Consider the following 15531-nt stretch of genomic DNA (forward strand, 5'->3'; position numbering starts at 1 on the left):
ACCAAATCTGCGAAAAGCAGATTTGGTACTTTTTCTTATTAACCGATTAATTTTTCATGGAACATTCTTTGGCAAAGTTCCATTTTTTGTTCTTCATTTAGATCTTTCGTATTTAAGCAGTAGCCGCTGATACGTAAGATTACTGGGATACCAGCTTTGATTTTTTCGATTACTTCGTCGTGGTTAAGAACGTTTAAGTTGATGTGTTGACCACCTTTTGTAAAGTAACCATCAAGAATACCAACGAGGTTATGATGTTGTTCTTCGGTTGTTTTACCGAACATTTTTGGAGCTCCTTGGATTGTTAAGGAAATTCCATCATTTGCATAGTGGAATGGTAATTTAGATAGACTAGCAAGGTTATCTAAGAAACCACCTTTTGCTTTGTTAGAAGGGTTAGCTCCTGGGCTGAAGAATTCTGGTTCTTTGATGATTTTGCCATTTTCATCGAATACTGGTCCTTTATGCACTGGGGAGTTACCACATTGTTTAGAATAAGCAACATTTGAAGTGATTGTTAGTACAGAAACAGTTGCTTCACTATCTTTGTAAAGTTTATGGGAGTCTAATTTGTCTTTAAACATTTTTAGAACCATTACAGCGATGTCATCGGCACGGTCATCATTTTCACCGTAACGAGGGAAGTCTCCTTCTACTTCATAGTCATATACAAAACCATCTTCATCGCGAATTGTTTTTACTTTGGCATATTTAATCGCACTTAAGCTATCTACTACATTCGCGAATCCACAAATACCGAAGCCCATGTTTGCTGTTACTTTGGATGGTAAGAAGGCCATTTGCATGCTTTCATAGTTGTATTTATCTGTCATGAAGTGAATGATGTTCATTGCATCAACATATGTGTCTGTTAACCAATCCATTGATTTATCGAATTTTTCTAGTACCTCGTCGTATTCAAGGTATTCGGTTGTAATTGGTTCTACAACGTCAAATACTTGGTTTTTATGAAGATCATCTTTGCCACCATTGATAGCACCAAGAAGACATTTAAGCACATTGACACGAGCACCGAAATATTGCAGATTATGAGTTTCACCTTTGTCTTTGTCTGCTTCCGGGTTAAGTGGGCTTACACAACAACTGATACATTGCATATCACCATAGCCTTCTTCTTGCATTAATTTATCATTTTCATATTGAATGGAGGAATGTTTTACACTCATTTTCATACAATATTCTTTAAAGCTTTCTGGTAAACGAGCATCCCATAGGACAGTTAAGTTTGGTTCTGCTGAGTTTCCTAGGTTATCTAAGCAGTGTAAGAAACGATAATCTGTTTTAGTCACACGATGACGACCATCTGCACCCATACCAGCCATAGAAGTAGTTACGAATGTTGGGTTGGAAGCATAAAGTTCATTGTAACCATCTGTTCTTGCAAAACGAACCATTCTTAATTTTAAAGTTAATTGTTCGATTAATTCTTGCGCATCGAATTCGGTGATAATTCCTTTTTCTAAATCACGTTGGATATAAATATCAAGGAAAATTGGAATACGACCGAATGAGCTTGCAGCACCGTTTGCTTGTTTAATTGAAGCAAGGTAGCCCATGTAAGTCCATTGCACAGCTTCTGTTGCATTTTCAGCAGGACGGCCAAGTTCTAAACCGTATTCGTTACCTAAAACGATTAAGTCTTTAAGTGCTTTGATTTGTAACCAAATTTCTTCACGTAAACGAATGTTTTCATCAGAAGAAATCGCGATTTTTTTCAAGTCTTGTTGTTTTTCAGCGATTAAACGATCCACACCGTAAAGTGCTGGTTTTTGGTATAAGCCGATGATTCTTCCGCGGGAGTATGCATCAGGAAGACCACTAACGATATGCGAGTGACGCGCACGTTTGATATCGTCTGTATATGCTCTAAAAATACCATCATTTGCTGTGGAACGATTTTTCACATAAAAGTCATGTAATTCTTGATCAATCGAATAGCCATTGTCTGTTAAACACTGTTCTGCAGTTCTAAGGCCACCATTTGGCATAAAGGCTAATTTAAAAGGCTTGTCTGTTTGTAAACCAACGATTACTTCATTTTCTTTGTCCACGTAACCGGCTTTGTGAGAGGCAACGTTTGATACGATTGCATTATCCATATCTAGAACGCCACCTTTTGCGTCCATTTCTTCTACTAGTTTATTTATTTTTTCATTTAGTGTAGTTGTTCTTGGTGTGCTCTTTTCTAAAAAGCTTTCATCGCCATCGTAAGGAGTGTAGTTGTCTTGAACGAATTGCCCTACACTAATGTTTTCTTGCCATGCGGTTCCTTTAAAACCATCCCATGCTTTTGTCATTATAATTTCCTCCTTCAATTGTGTTCCTTTTCACTTACAATCAGAAACTTGTTCTTAGAATCTTTCTTCATTGAACAGCATACTCCTTTGTGAAAACGAAAACAATATAAAATTAGAAAGAAAATAAATTTCTTTTATATAACTAGAAAATGCTTTCATTGACTGTGTTAATACAGATTTTTATAGAAAAAAAGCCTAGCGTTAAGGCTAGACTTCTTTGTTTGCAGTAACTTCTTCTAAAAAAGTATCGACTATGCTATCTCTTTTTAAGACGAAATTAGGATTGGCACGGCTTGGGTGAACGCGATTAGATAAAACAATGAGACTTGCTTGATGCTTTAAATCGAGCACCATAAAAGTGCCGGTAAATCCTGTATGGTATAAAACAGAGTCACCACGGAGATCCCAGCCAAGCCCGCGTGTCCGGTTTAACCTAGGCGTATGATTAATTTGCATTATTTGAAGTGTTTTTTCAGTAAGGATAGGGGAGCCGTTTTGTAAAATTAGCGCATCTCGAAATTTTGAAAGATCAGCGAGTGTGCTAAAAAGTCCCGCGTGTCCAGTGCCTGATTTAGCGGTCCACGCTTTAAAATCATGCACATCACCTTGAATTAAACCACGTGTTTGGTCTAGTTCAGTTGGAATGACTTGGCTTTTATCAGTTGGGTGAAAACTAGTTTGTGACATTTGTAGCGGTTCTAAGATGTTTTTTTGAATTGATTGCTCATAATTTCCATCAAACTTACTAATCAAATAACCGAGTAAGAGAAAATTAGCATCAGCATAGGAGACCTGAGTTCCAGGTGGATTTACTTGAGGAGTAGCAAAAACATATTTTCTAACATCTTCTCTAGCATCCATTTTGTAGTTAGGGATATTTTGTGCCAGACCTGAGCTATGGGTGAGTAAATGTAAAATAGTAACATTCTCATACTTAAAATCAGGAAGATAGGCTTGTACTGGATCTTCTAACTGGAAATGTTTTTGTTCAATAAGTTGTAAAACACGTGTTGTCGTAGCAATTACCTTGGTCAAAGAAGCAATATCATAAATGTTGTCTGACGTTCTAGGGAGGATTTGCGCTTCAGGGAAAACGGACTTTAATCCCATTATTCTATTTTCTTCGAGGTTATTTGTTTTGATTTGATAGCTAATTCCTGGAGTGGACCCGTTTTGGACAAGTTGATCTAGTAATTGCTTCGTTTTATAAAACATACTTAAACTCCTTTATAAGTTGGTTGCCACATCTCACGTTCGACAGCTTTTGTGACACTTGCTAACTCGACTTGGTGGATATTTTCTTTGATTGCTTGGTTCGCTACCGCAATAGCAACCGCGCGGGAAGTTTCTCTAAGTGTGCGAACATGTGGTAAGAGGGCAGCTCCAAGTTCGTTTGTAGAAATTTGATCGCTAACGGCACTTGATGCAACGGCTAGCATGCTGTCTGTAATAAATTTAGACCGTGTAACAAGTGCGCCAAGTCCAAGCCCTGGATAAAGAAGGGCGTTATTTGCTTGACCAATTTCATACGTAATATTTTGATAAGTCACGGGCTGGGACGGACTTCCTGTTACGATTAGCGCTTTTCCATCTGTCCATTTAATCAAATCTGCGGCAGTTGCTTCAGCTAATTTGGTTGGATTTGACAGTGGCAAAATTGCAGGTCGTTCTGTATGCTCTGCCATTTTTTTAACGATGCTCTCTTTAAAGGCTCCAGTAACGCCAGAACAGCCTATTAACATTGTTGGATGAATTGCTTCAACTAAGTGTTCTAATGTATCAGTAGGCACGCTTGACCAGTCAGAAGCAAGGTGCGCATATTTCTTTTGACCATCTGTTAAGCCGGTCATATTATCAAGTACTAAGCCACTTCGGTCCATTAAGTAAAAATGTTTTTTGGCACTTTCAAAAGGGAGACCGGTTTCACGCATCAATTGTCCACTGAGTTGATCAGCAATACCGATCCCAGCAGTTCCAGCACCGAAAATAATAATTTTTTGTTTGTTTAAAGGAATGTTTGAAACGTTAATTGTTGCAAGAGCAGCAGCAACAACCATCGCGCCAGTTCCTTGTATATCATCATTAAACGTACATATTTTATCACGATAATTGTGGAGGATACGACTTGCATTTCTTCGACCAAAATCTTCCCAGTGAAGGATAGCACTTGGGAAAACATCGCTCATAACTTTCACAAATTGATTGATAAAAGTATCATAATCGCTTTCTGACAGGCGCGGACGTTTATTTCCTAAGTATCGCGAGTCTTCAAGTAGTGTTTTGTTATTTGTTCCTGCGTCAATGACAACTGGGAGAACACGATCAGGGGAAAGTCCAGCTGCAACCGTATAAACCGCTAATTTTCCAACTGCTATTTTGACTCCATTCACGCCCCAATCACCAATGCCAAGCACGCCTTCACCATCTGTAATCACGATCATATCAATATTTGGATTGTTTTGCGCATAATTTTCAACGGATGCTCTTAGTTTTTCAGGTGTAAATGCATCAATAAATAAAGCTTCATCCGGAGCAGTGTAGTCTGTATGATAATTTATTACCGCATCCCCAATCGTTGGCGTATAAATAATTGGCAAATATTCGCTCACATTTTTTGTAACAACGTAATAATAAAGTGTGCGATTTTCGTTATATAAGTTCGTTAAAAGTTGGTGTTTATGTAGAGGGGATGCTAAATTTTTTAGTTGGTTTTCGGTGCGCAGAGCTTGTTGTTCGATTGTTTCGATAATTGGCGGCAGTAATCCGTCTAATTTATAACGTTCTCTTTCTTCTTTTGTAAAGGCTGTTCCTTTATTTAATAATGGGTTATTCATATAGTCAAAACCTGATTTTAAAGTCATTTCAAGCACTCCTTTTCATTCTATTCTATTTTACATGGGGGAGAGGAGAATAACAACTGATTCCAAAAAAAGAAAACCTGAAACCAATCAGATTTTCTTTTTTACATATCAATGAAAATAGTAACCTTGTGCATAGGGGATGCCGATTTCTTGAAGGAACTTTAGTTGTTCTTTTGTTTCTACTCCTTCAACAATCAAGGATTTATGATGCTTTTTAACGTAATGATGAAGTTGCTCAAAGAAGTTTCTCTTGCCGTCACTTTCAAATAAATCTCGAAGTAATAAGCGATCAGTTTTGACAAAGTCAGAATGGTGCGCAAAAACGCGATGCAAGTCGGCATAACCGGAGCCAAAATCATCAATAGCAAATTTAGTTTCATGTTTTTTCTGGAATAAGTGTAGTTGTTTTTCTAAGTCATTCATGCGTTCTTGAGGTAACTTGGATGTTTCCAAAAATTCAAAAACTATTTTCCCGTTATCAAGAAGGGTATCATGTAATTCTTCTTGATTTTCTAAAAACGTGTCATAGGAAATATTGACAAATAATGGCGTATTTTCGCCTTTTTTAAAGCACTTGACTGCATTATGAAGCGTGAGCAGTTCAAACGCTTTTTGCAGACCATCCTGTTCCGCTTCTTCAATAAAATCACTAATAGCATTCCAGTGATTTGTTTTTAAGCGGGTGAGTGACTCATATCCGAAAACTTGTGTATTTGAGACAGCAACAATCGGTTCGTATATTGTATCAAAAAGGTTTTGATCAATAATCTCACTTACGGAGGGCTTTTTCATTTGTCCAACTTCTTTCCGTTATTTCTTAAGAGTTATTTCTTTATTTATATAATCGAAAAAATGGGTTGTTTCAGGATTTGACGTGTCCATTTTCTCTAACAACTCTTTGGTGATTTTACCATTTTTAGCTTGATTTGTCTTGTTAAAATACTGTGTCAAAAAGGCATAAACGGCGGTTGATTCGTTTTTAGAGTTCGGATTTTTTGTTTCTCTATTATATCTAGCATAAATTCTTCCTGTTGAAGCGAGTTCTGTTTGCAGAAATTGATCGAATTTTGGCTCTACTATACCATTTTCGTCATAATAGGCGATGGCTATGAGCATTTGATCAATCATGTTGACCTCGTTTGCATTAGCATTTTGAAATTGGTTATTTTGAAACACTTCTGTAAAAAAAGGTGTGGCGCTAACATTTCTAATAGGTGTATAGGCTTTTGCGCTATAGTTAATGTGTTGCATTGCTTGGATATTTAGATAACTTAAATGAAGTGTATCTGCTTTTTTCTTATGAACAAAATCATAGAAATCCACTGGAATTCCTTGATTGGTACTATATTTCTTCGTGTTAAAGAGAATTTTATTGGCAAGCGTTTGATAGGCTTGATGGTTCCATTTTTCACTAGCTTGATATAGCGCTTCTGTAATCCGAAAATCATCTACAATAGCGTTGGTCGTTGTACTATCAGTTGCTTCCCATTTAATAAAATTATCTGTAGTTATAAAATATTTTTGTAAAGTAGTTACTTGTTCTTGAAAAGTTTTGCTGTCATTCACTTCTACTAAATACTCCATATAAAGTCCGATGCTCTCAGCTAAATAGTGCGGTTCTTGGGCATTTTTGTAATCCATAATTAAACCGTTTTTGGTCATATAATTTCCTTTTACATAACTTTGTACCGAGCTTGAAGTAGGCTTTGTTTCTTTAGGTGCACTTAAAGTATTTTTTTGTTCTGGGCGGAGAAAGATGTATATTCCAGTGCCAATAAAAAGTAGTAATACAACTATAAGAATTATCCGTTTCATTCGCTTGCCTCCTGATGAATGGCAATTTGGTTACGCCCGTTTTGTTTTGCTTGATAAAGTGCTTGATCGGCAGCCTCAAAAAGTGATTCCGTTGTTGTAAAATGACAATCCATGGATGCAACTCCAATAGAGACCGTTACATTACCACTAACCGGGTTATATGGAAACTTGGCTCGTTCAATTTCATCTCGTAAAAAATCAGCAATTAAGGAAGCTTGCTCTGTACCGACATTTTGCAGTAAAACAGCGAACTCTTCTCCGCCAATTCGAGCTAGCATCGTTCTTGGTGGAAAAGTTCGATTTTTAAGGATACTGCTAAACTGGGCCAAAACAGTGTTTCCAGCTTGGTGTCCATGAAAATCATTAATTTCTTTAAAATGATCAATATCAATAATAAAGAGTGATAATGCTTTTTTTCTTTTTTGTGATTTACTAAAAATCCAACCAAATTGCTGTGTAAAAAAGCGCATGTTAGGTAAGTTAGTTAAACTATCGGTCATCGCTGTTTCGGTCAAATTTTGAATGACTAAATTACTTTTATCAATATAATTACATGCATAAAATACGAGCAAAGCAGTTACAAAAAATAATAAGAAGTACTCTATAATTTCAACGCCTCGCAAAATTCGATTTTCGTCAAAATTATTTACAAAATAGTAAAGGATTGCTGGGAAATTCAAAATAATTAAAGCAACAAATTTTGAAAAGCGTTGTTTTTTCCAAAAAGTAATAAGTAAACAAGCTGCGAAAATAAGTGTCATTAAAATAATATAGCGACTAGTAACAGGTGAAGCGATATCAAAACTGATTCTTCCAAAAAGCATTATTATATATGCAACAATTAGTGGAGTGCGACCTGCAAATACACTAGTAACCATCAAAATTAAAATCCGCATATTCGTATAAATAACAGGATTATTTTCGTAAGCACCTTCATAGATAAAATAAATGCCTGCTAAACCATAATAAACACCAAGGAGAATAGAAAGAAAAAGCCGCCTATTCCCATTTTGGAACCAATTAGGACGATATTGTCTTATTTTTCGAAAAGACATACCTTGGATAAAAAGGATAGCAAGAAAGAGCGCTAAACTATCTATGTAGGAATTAACTAGCTCAAACAAATGGACTCATCTCCTTTTTATTAAATAATTGGATCTGTTGTTTCACGAATATGCACTTGATTTCGTCCATTTCGTTTTGCATTGTAAAGTGCTTGGTCTGCTGCATGCATTAGTTCACGCGCACTCGGATAATTTTTGCCATCATAATTCGCAATGCCAGCAGAAATGGTGATAACCGACCCTGATGTCGCAATCGGAATATCGATTTTTTCGACTTTTCGCCGAATCTTCTCTGCTAAATGTTCCGTTTCACTTACATTTATATTCGGTAAAATAATAGCGAATTCCTCTCCACCAATTCGAGATATAACTGTATTTGGTGGAAAACTAATTTTTAAAAGCAACTGGCTAAAAGTAGATAAAACACCATTTCCAACTAAATGACCGTACGTATCATTTACCCGTTTAAAATAATCAATATCAATAATGATTAAACTTAAGTTCGATTTTTTTAAAGTTGCATAGTTAAAAGCAGCTTCGAACGTTTTTTCAAAGTGGCGAAAGTTTGTAAGACCAGTAAGTGGATCAAGAATAGTCGATTGTTGCAAATCATAAATTAGCTTATTTGATGTATCAATATAATAAGCCGCTGAAATAATAATAAAGGTAATAAAAAAAGAAACCAAGAAATAGAGTATCCACACTGGCAAATCATTCAACGTATATGTTAGATGTATTTTTTGATGCAAATAAAAAAGCATTAGTGGAATGGCGCTAAGTTTGACGAGCACTACTTTTTGAACAGAGCTAAGACGTAGTTTAGCTACTTCCATACAAACAAAGTGAAAACCAATAATTAAAAACACATAAATTAAATTGGCAAAGAGAGCATCACCTAGAAAGAGTTTTCCTGTCACAATGAGTAACAACGCCATTGTAGCAGGCCCCGCTGATGAAAATAAGTGTAAAACAATTAAAATATTTAATAACATATCTGTATAAATCCCAGAATCCGTTCCGGGTAATCCGCGGATAATAAAATAAACACCTAGAAAGCCGTAGTAAATGCCCAGTGAATAATTAATAATTTCATTTGCAAATTTAATTTGGAACCAAGCAGGCTTTTTTTCTCTAATTGACCGCAGTGCCATTCCGTGAAAAAAAAGCGCTGATAAAAAAAGCGCCATGCTGTTCCATAATGAATCAAGAATATTTGGCATAAAAAAATCTCCCATATCTCAGCATAACGAATCAGCTGAAAAGTTAATATAGGCAGAATAAAAAACAAATGAATTTTTAGCTGAGACGCAGTACAAAGAACCAACTTATAGGCGAAAATAATCTCTAAGAGGATATGTGGTAATGACAACGAGATGAGCCAAAATCTGCCTTTTTGTAATTAAAGCTGGATTTCAGTACAATGGATAGAATGAAGTAGAGGATTTTTAGTAGTCTGTAAACTTAACTATTTTCACATATTATTACAAAGAGTTATAAAAAAGTCAACTTGTGTCACAATTGATATAGAGGGGTGTAACAATGCAAAAAATAGTAATAATTGGTGGCGGAATTGTTGGATCAAGCGCAGCATATTTATTATCAAAAGAAAACGTCCAAGTAACGCTAATTGATTCGAATGAACCTGGACAAGCAACGAGAGCAGCTGCCGGAATTATTTGTCCGTGGCTTTCCAAAAGACGGAATAAATATTGGTACGAACTAGCAAGAAATAGTGCAGCTTTTTACAAAGAGATAGCAGAGCGACTTAGTAAAGAAACTGGAAGAGATTCAGGGTATAAACAAGTTGGTGTACTTGCGCTTCGGGAAACCGAAGAAAAAGTAACGGAGCTTTTTAACCTTGCTATAGAAAGACGAACAGAAGCAAATGTAATGGGTAATATTGAAAAACTATCAGAAGACGAAACAAAACAAAAATTTCCTTTAGTAAAACCTGGTTTTGGTTCTGTATATGTAAGTGGGGCAGCACGGGTTAATGGCGGTTTATTTTGTGAAACTTTATTATACGCGGCAAAAGAAAATGGAGTGGAAATCAAAGTTGGTCGCGCTCACTTTTCGTCAAAAGGAGAGGTCTTGGTTGATGGGAAAAAAGAAAGTTACGATAAACTAATTATCGCAGCAGGCGCTTGGCTACCTAATTTGCTAAAGGAGGCTGGTTTTCATACGGATGTTTTAGCGCAAAAAGGGCAATTACTTGAACTTGATTTTAGTGAGTATGAAACAGCGGACTGGCCAGTTATTTTACCTCCAAGCGCAAAATCGATTGTTCCGTTTGAAAATGGAAAAATAATTGTTGGTGCTACCCATGAAAAAGCTGCTGGCTTCAATACGGAGCCAACAGCAGAAGGTAGGACTGAAGTATTATCAGAAGTTACCCGTTTTATGGAAGGGGATTTGGAAAGTAAAGTCACTAATGTAGCGGTTGGAACAAGACCATACACCTCTGATTTTGCACCACTAATCGGACAGTTACCTGGTTTTGAATCTATCTTTTTAGCCAATGGACTTGGTGCTTCTGGCTTAACGACTGGACCGTATGTTGGTAAATTGCTGGTAGACTTGGCGCTTTTAAACACGACCGATTTAGCTTTAGAAAATTATGACCCAAGAAAGTACATTAGTAAATAGGATTTTTGTTTTCGTCGAGTGTGAAACCTTCGCCCATCACATCATGAACAACGCTAACCGAAACAAAAGCATGAGGATCGACCGCTTGCACAATATTCTTTAATTGCACAATTTCATTTTTCGCAACTACAATATAAAGCACATCTTGCTCGTTTTTAGAAAAACCACCACGACCTTCGAGTACCGTTACACCACGATTCATCGAGAGCATTACGTGGGAAGCGATGGCATCATTATCTTTAGAAATAATCAAGGCACCGCGAGCAGCATAAGCACCTTCTTGCACAAAATCAATAACGCGTGAGCCAATGAAAACAGCGACAAGTGTATACATCACTTGGCGAACATCTAAATAAGATAGAGAAGCCGCAAGCACTATCGCATCAATTGCAAAAAGAGTCCGTCCCATACTAATGCCTTTTGTGTGATTAAGTAATTTGGCGATAATATCACTGCCGCCAGTAGTACCACCATAACGAAACACAAGGCCTAGACCAATACCACTAAAACCCCCAGCAAACAGGGCAACTAAGAGTAAATCGCTATGTAAATCTAATGTATAGGGAATGCGCTGGAAAATCCATAAAAATAAGGAAAGGCTAACAGTACCAATTCCGGTATAAATGAGGGAACGACTACCTAATACACGCCAACCTATAATAAACAAAGGAATGTTCAAGACTAAGTTGGAATAGGCAGGGTCGATTTGGAAAAAATGGAGTAGGAATAGTGTCACCCCTGCAAGGCCACCCTCACCGAGATTATTTGCGATATTAAAATTGACTAATCCAAATGCATAAATCGCTGTACCAAGCATAATAAAGCAAATATTTTTTGTGCGAAGTGTTTTTAACATAGCGTTTTCCCTCCTTGAATCTATTTAATAAGTAAGTAAAAAATCATGGACTTGTATGTATTTGTTTAGGTATAATGAAATGAAGTTAACAATTAGACTTAAAACCTATTTTAGTTTAACACAAAAAGGGGGAAAACCTATGGCGAAAACCATGGCAGAAATACAAAAAGAAGTGGATGATTTCATTGGTGGATTCGAGGAAGGTTACTTTTCCCCGTTAGCAATGATGGCTCGGATTACAGAAGAAACAGGGGAACTAGCTAGAGAAATCAACCATTATTATGGTGAAAAACCGAAGAAAACAAGTGAACCGACTAAAACCGTAGCAGAGGAACTGGGCGATTGTCTTTTTGTTCTTACATGTATGGCAAATTCACTTGAAATTGATATGGAAAAAGCACACGATACGGTCATGGCGAAATTTAAAGAACGCGATAAAGACCGCTGGACAAAAAAGGAGGAAAAATCAGAATGAAAGTAGCAGTATCAGGATTTAAAGGAAGAATGGGACACGAGGTTGTAAAAACGGTTTTAAAAGAAGCAGATTTAGAGTTGGTGGCAGTAGTTGACCATGAACCAAAAGAAAAAAATATACGTGAGATTACAGAATTCAGCACACTAGATGTGCCTGTTTTTGGCAATTTAAGCGAAATGTTAGACGAAATAAAACCCGATTGCGTTGTTGATTTTACGACACCTAAAGTAGGGTATAGTAACACGAAAACTATTTTAGAGCACGGGGTAAGTGCGGTAGTTGGTACAACAGGCTTTACACCAGAGCAAATCGAACACTTAAGAGAAATTGCAGAATCGAAAAAAATTGGAGCTTTAATTGCGCCAAACTTTGCTGTAGGAGCAGTTTTAATGATGCAATTTGCTCAAAAAGCAGCCAAATATTTCCCGAACGTAGAAATTATTGAATTGCACCATGATAATAAATTAGATGCGCCAAGTGGTACAGCTGTGAAAACTGCGGAAATGATGGCAGAAACACGTGAATTCGTTAAACAAGGTGCAACAGATGAAGTAGAACTTATTGAAGGGGCAAGAGGAGCAGAATATGAAGGCATGCGTATTCATAGTGTGCGTTTACCAGGACTTGTTGCACATCAAGAAGTGATTTTCGGAGCAGAAGGACAAGGCTTAACGGTTCGTCATGACTCTTATGACCGGATTTCCTTTATGTCTGGTGTTGCTCTTTCTGTTCGTAAAACTAAAGAACTTGAAACACTTATTTATGGCTTAGAAAATATTTTAGACTAAGGATAGGTGAATGAGATGCATATCGCATTAATCGCGCACGATGAAAAGAAAGATTTGATGGTTGGATTTGCAACCGCATATAAACATTTGCTCGAACCACATCAGTTGTACGCAACAGGCACGACTGGTTTGCGGATTATTGAAGCAACTGGCTTAACGGTGCATCGTTTTAAATCTGGGCCGCTTGGTGGCGATCAACAAATTGGTGCGCGCATTTCGGAAAATAAAATGGACTTAGTTATTTTCTTGCGTGATCCGCTGACCGCTCAGCCTCATGAACCAGATGTGACAGCACTAATTCGATTATGCGATGTATACGAAATCCCTTTAGCGACAAATATTGGCTCAGCAGAAATTTTAATTCGTGGCTTAGGAGCTGGTTTTCTAGATTGGCGAGATTTAAGACGGAATGATGAATAAAGGAGCGATGACAGATGAATGACGTGTTTCTAAAAGCGCTTCCTGTATTGCAAAAATTAACTACAGCGGGATTTGAAGCGTATTTTGTGGGCGGATCTGTCAGAGATTACTTACTAAATAGATCTATTTCCGATGTAGATATTGCAACTAGTGCTTTTCCAGAAGAGGTAAAAGAGATTTTTCAAGCAACTTATGATACTGGAATTGCACATGGAACAGTTACAGTTAGAGAAAATAATGAATTTTATGAAGTGACTACTTTTCGAACAGAGGGGACGTATGAAGATTTTCGGCGTCCGAGTGAAGTAACATTTATTCGCTCGCTGGAAGAAGATTTACAGCGTCGCGACTTTACGATGAATGCGATTGCGATGGATGAACATTTCGATTTACATGATCCATTTTCCGGACAATTAGCGATTCAAAACAAAGAAATTAAAGCAGTTGGCAAAGCTTCTGAACGTTTCCACGAAGATGCGCTTAGAATGATGCGAGCAGTGCGCTTTCTAAGCCAGCTTGATTTTCAGTTAGATAAGGAAACCGAAACCGCCCTAGCAAACCAAATTGCTTTATTACAGCATACTTCTGTTGAAAGAATCACTGTCGAATGGATAAAAATGATGAAAGGTCAAGCTGTCAAACGCGCCATAGATTTACTTTTAAAAGTAGAAATGGAAGTCTATTTGCCAGGTTTAAAAGGCGAAAAAAAAGCCTTAAAGGAATTCGCTAGTTGGAACTGGGAAAAACGGACGACCGAAACCGCTATTTGGCTTGGACTAGTAGTCGCCGTTAAACCGAGTAATATTACCACATTTTTAAAAGCGTGGAAACTACCGAATAAAACCATTCAACTAGTGAATAAAGCGTATCAAGGTGCACTTAATATGAAAGAAACTTGGCTAACAGAAGAATTATATCATGCTCAGGAAGCAGTTTTTTTGTTAGTAAACGAACTAAATAACATTCGTGGTCAAGTGGACAAAGAAGATGAACTGAAAAAAGCATACGAATTATTACCAATTCACTCCAAAAAAGATTTAGCGATTACTGGTGCTGACTTATTAAAATGGACAGGGGAAAACGCTGGTCCTTGGGTAAAAGAAACGCTTGAAAAGGTTGAATGCCAAGTTTTATCCAACAAAATAAGCAATGAAAAAAATCAGATTAAAAGGTGGCTTGGCTATCATGAAGAATAATCGGGAAAAACTACTTGCACTATTTACAGAAAGTGATGGCGCTTATTTATCCGGTCAAGAAATTGCAGATAGTCTAGGTTGCTCACGTACAGCGGTTTGGAAACAAATGGAAGCACTACGTAAAGAAGGTTTTGAAATCGAAGCAGTCAGAAATCGGGGTTATCGCTTATCAGCTACAGCCGGACAATATACGAAAGACGCACTACTACTTGGTTTGGAAACAAAATTTATCGGGCAGCATTTAGAAGTATATGAATCGGTGAATTCCACGCAAATCATAGCGCACCAACAAATGGAAATAAGCCCAGAAGGAACCGTTATTGTAGCAGATGAGCAGACCGCTGGGAAAGGGCGTTTGCTTCGTCCATGGAATTCTAAAAAAGGGGAAGGTATTTGGATGAGCGTAATCTTAAAACCGCAAATTCCAATTCAAAAAGTACCCCAATTCACTTTTATCGCCTCGCTTGCGATTACAGAAGCGATTGAAAATATCACACAGCTAGAGCCAAAAATCAAATGGCCGAATGATATTTATATTGGTAAACGAAAAATTTGTGGCGTACTAACAGAAATGCAAGCCGAAGCAGAAACAATTCATGCGGTCATTATTGGCATGGGGATTAATGTAAATCAACAAGCGTTTCCAGAAGAAATCAAAGAGAAAGCCAGTTCACTTAAACTTGAACTAGGCGAAAGTATATCGAGAAAAGCATTATTACAAGCAATATTAACTTCATTAGAGAAGTATTATGAACTTTTCTTAGATAAAGGATTTGCACCGATAAAGTTATTATGGGAAACAAAAGCAATTCCCTTTGGTGAAAAATTAACAGCCAGCACGACAAAAGGAAAAATTCACGGACAAGTAAAAGGTATTTCTGATGAAGGCGTGCTCTTACTTCAAGATTCACTAGGCGAGGTTCATTCGATTTACTCAGCAGATATTTTGCTAGATAATGAAAAATAACAAAATCGCTATAAAAAGATTGTTTTGACCCTAATAAAATAACCTAAAGCATATCTTTTAACTCGAAAATGCAGTGTGAAAATCACTTTTTCGAGTTTTTCTTTTTTGAGAAAAATCTAGTACAA

The 15531-nt window shown here is 37.0% G+C and carries 14 protein-coding genes; 6 read left to right on the forward strand and 8 right to left on the reverse strand.

Annotated features, from left to right (window positions below; all coding sequences use genetic code 11):
• Positions 1-38 precede the first annotated feature (38 nt).
• From pflB to HCB38_RS08705, 7 genes are all read right to left on the reverse strand, one after another.
• Positions 39-2318 (reverse strand): formate C-acetyltransferase, encoded by a 2280-nt coding sequence (gene pflB / locus HCB38_RS08675; RefSeq protein ID WP_185319124.1) that lies wholly within the window; start codon positions 2316-2318, stop codon positions 39-41.
• 207 nt (positions 2319-2525) lie between these two features.
• Entirely contained in the window at positions 2526-3533 is a 1008-nt protein-coding gene (locus HCB38_RS08680; protein WP_185618370.1) for a serine hydrolase domain-containing protein, read from the reverse strand.
• A 2-nt stretch (positions 3534-3535) separates the two neighbouring features.
• Positions 3536-5179: an NAD-dependent malic enzyme gene (locus HCB38_RS08685; RefSeq protein ID WP_185638252.1), complete on the reverse strand. Its 1644-nt coding sequence runs from the start codon at positions 5177-5179 to the stop codon at positions 3536-3538.
• Positions 5180-5287: 108 nt separating this feature from the next.
• Positions 5288-5971 (reverse strand): EAL domain-containing protein, encoded by a 684-nt coding sequence (locus HCB38_RS08690; RefSeq protein WP_185319121.1) that lies wholly within the window; start codon positions 5969-5971, stop codon positions 5288-5290.
• An 18-nt stretch (positions 5972-5989) separates the two neighbouring features.
• The gene (locus HCB38_RS08695; protein ID WP_185319120.1) at positions 5990-6994 is read right to left on the reverse strand and encodes a glycoside transferase; all 1005 of its coding nucleotides are present in this window, start codon (positions 6992-6994) and stop codon (positions 5990-5992) included.
• Positions 6991-8118: a GGDEF domain-containing protein gene (locus HCB38_RS08700; protein WP_185319119.1), complete on the reverse strand. Its 1128-nt coding sequence runs from the start codon at positions 8116-8118 to the stop codon at positions 6991-6993. Before HCB38_RS08700 ends, HCB38_RS08695 begins: the two co-directional genes overlap by 4 nt.
• A gap of 20 nt (positions 8119-8138) precedes the next feature.
• Positions 8139-9278 carry a GGDEF domain-containing protein gene (locus tag HCB38_RS08705; RefSeq protein WP_185319118.1) on the reverse strand — a complete coding sequence of 380 codons (1140 nt, stop codon included), beginning with the start codon at positions 9276-9278 and terminating at the stop codon, positions 8139-8141.
• A 319-nt stretch (positions 9279-9597) separates the two neighbouring features.
• Here HCB38_RS08705 and HCB38_RS08710 point away from each other — a divergent pair, with 319 nt between their 5' ends.
• Positions 9598-10704, forward strand: coding sequence for an NAD(P)/FAD-dependent oxidoreductase (locus HCB38_RS08710; RefSeq protein ID WP_185638254.1), 1107 nt, complete (start codon positions 9598-9600; stop codon positions 10702-10704).
• Here HCB38_RS08710 and HCB38_RS08715 read toward each other — a convergent pair.
• Positions 10694-11560 (reverse strand): YitT family protein, encoded by an 867-nt coding sequence (locus tag HCB38_RS08715; RefSeq protein ID WP_185319116.1) that lies wholly within the window; start codon positions 11558-11560, stop codon positions 10694-10696. The two genes, HCB38_RS08710 and HCB38_RS08715, sit on opposite strands and share 11 nt — an antisense overlap.
• Positions 11561-11699: 139 nt before the next feature.
• Between HCB38_RS08715 and HCB38_RS08720 the strand changes: the two genes are divergently transcribed.
• The 5 genes from HCB38_RS08720 to HCB38_RS08740 are packed head-to-tail and all read left to right on the forward strand — an operon-like array spanning position 11700 to position 15406.
• Positions 11700-12035: a nucleotide pyrophosphohydrolase gene (locus HCB38_RS08720; RefSeq protein ID WP_185638256.1), complete on the forward strand. Its 336-nt coding sequence runs from the start codon at positions 11700-11702 to the stop codon at positions 12033-12035.
• Positions 12032-12823, forward strand: a complete 792-nt coding sequence (dapB, locus tag HCB38_RS08725; protein WP_185319114.1) for a 4-hydroxy-tetrahydrodipicolinate reductase — start codon at positions 12032-12034, stop codon at positions 12821-12823. The genes HCB38_RS08720 and dapB overlap by 4 nt, the downstream gene beginning before the upstream one ends.
• Positions 12824-12838: 15 nt before the next feature.
• Positions 12839-13243: a methylglyoxal synthase gene (gene mgsA / locus HCB38_RS08730; RefSeq protein ID WP_185319113.1), complete on the forward strand. Its 405-nt coding sequence runs from the start codon at positions 12839-12841 to the stop codon at positions 13241-13243.
• A gap of 14 nt (positions 13244-13257) precedes the next feature.
• Positions 13258-14439, forward strand: a complete 1182-nt coding sequence (locus HCB38_RS08735; protein ID WP_185618379.1) for a CCA tRNA nucleotidyltransferase — start codon at positions 13258-13260, stop codon at positions 14437-14439.
• Positions 14429-15406: a biotin--[acetyl-CoA-carboxylase] ligase gene (locus HCB38_RS08740; RefSeq protein WP_185319111.1), complete on the forward strand. Its 978-nt coding sequence runs from the start codon at positions 14429-14431 to the stop codon at positions 15404-15406. The genes HCB38_RS08735 and HCB38_RS08740 overlap by 11 nt, the downstream gene beginning before the upstream one ends.
• Positions 15407-15531 lie beyond the last annotated feature (125 nt).

Source organism: Listeria farberi (assembly GCF_014229295.1).
Taxonomy (GTDB): Bacteria; Bacillota; Bacilli; order Lactobacillales; family Listeriaceae; genus Listeria; species Listeria farberi.

Coding starts and splice junctions, on each gene's coding strand:
- pflB (WP_185319124.1), bottom strand. CDS start 2,318: ATGACAAAAGCATGGGATGGTTTTAAAGGAACCGCATGGCAAGAAAAC.
- HCB38_RS08680 (WP_185618370.1), bottom strand. CDS start 3,533: ATGTTTTATAAAACGAAGCAATTACTAGATCAACTTGTCCAAAACGGG.
- HCB38_RS08685 (WP_185638252.1), bottom strand. CDS start 5,179: ATGACTTTAAAATCAGGTTTTGACTATATGAATAACCCATTATTAAAT.
- HCB38_RS08690 (WP_185319121.1), bottom strand. CDS start 5,971: ATGAAAAAGCCCTCCGTAAGTGAGATTATTGATCAAAACCTTTTTGAT.
- HCB38_RS08695 (WP_185319120.1), bottom strand. CDS start 6,994: ATGAAACGGATAATTCTTATAGTTGTATTACTACTTTTTATTGGCACT.
- HCB38_RS08705 (WP_185319118.1), bottom strand. CDS start 9,278: ATGCCAAATATTCTTGATTCATTATGGAACAGCATGGCGCTTTTTTTA.
- HCB38_RS08710 (WP_185638254.1), top strand. CDS start 9,598: ATGCAAAAAATAGTAATAATTGGTGGCGGAATTGTTGGATCAAGCGCA.
- HCB38_RS08715 (WP_185319116.1), bottom strand. CDS start 11,560: ATGTTAAAAACACTTCGCACAAAAAATATTTGCTTTATTATGCTTGGT.
- HCB38_RS08720 (WP_185638256.1), top strand. CDS start 11,700: ATGGCGAAAACCATGGCAGAAATACAAAAAGAAGTGGATGATTTCATT.
- dapB (WP_185319114.1), top strand. CDS start 12,032: ATGAAAGTAGCAGTATCAGGATTTAAAGGAAGAATGGGACACGAGGTT.
- mgsA (WP_185319113.1), top strand. CDS start 12,839: ATGCATATCGCATTAATCGCGCACGATGAAAAGAAAGATTTGATGGTT.
- HCB38_RS08735 (WP_185618379.1), top strand. CDS start 13,258: ATGAATGACGTGTTTCTAAAAGCGCTTCCTGTATTGCAAAAATTAACT.
- HCB38_RS08740 (WP_185319111.1), top strand. CDS start 14,429: ATGAAGAATAATCGGGAAAAACTACTTGCACTATTTACAGAAAGTGAT.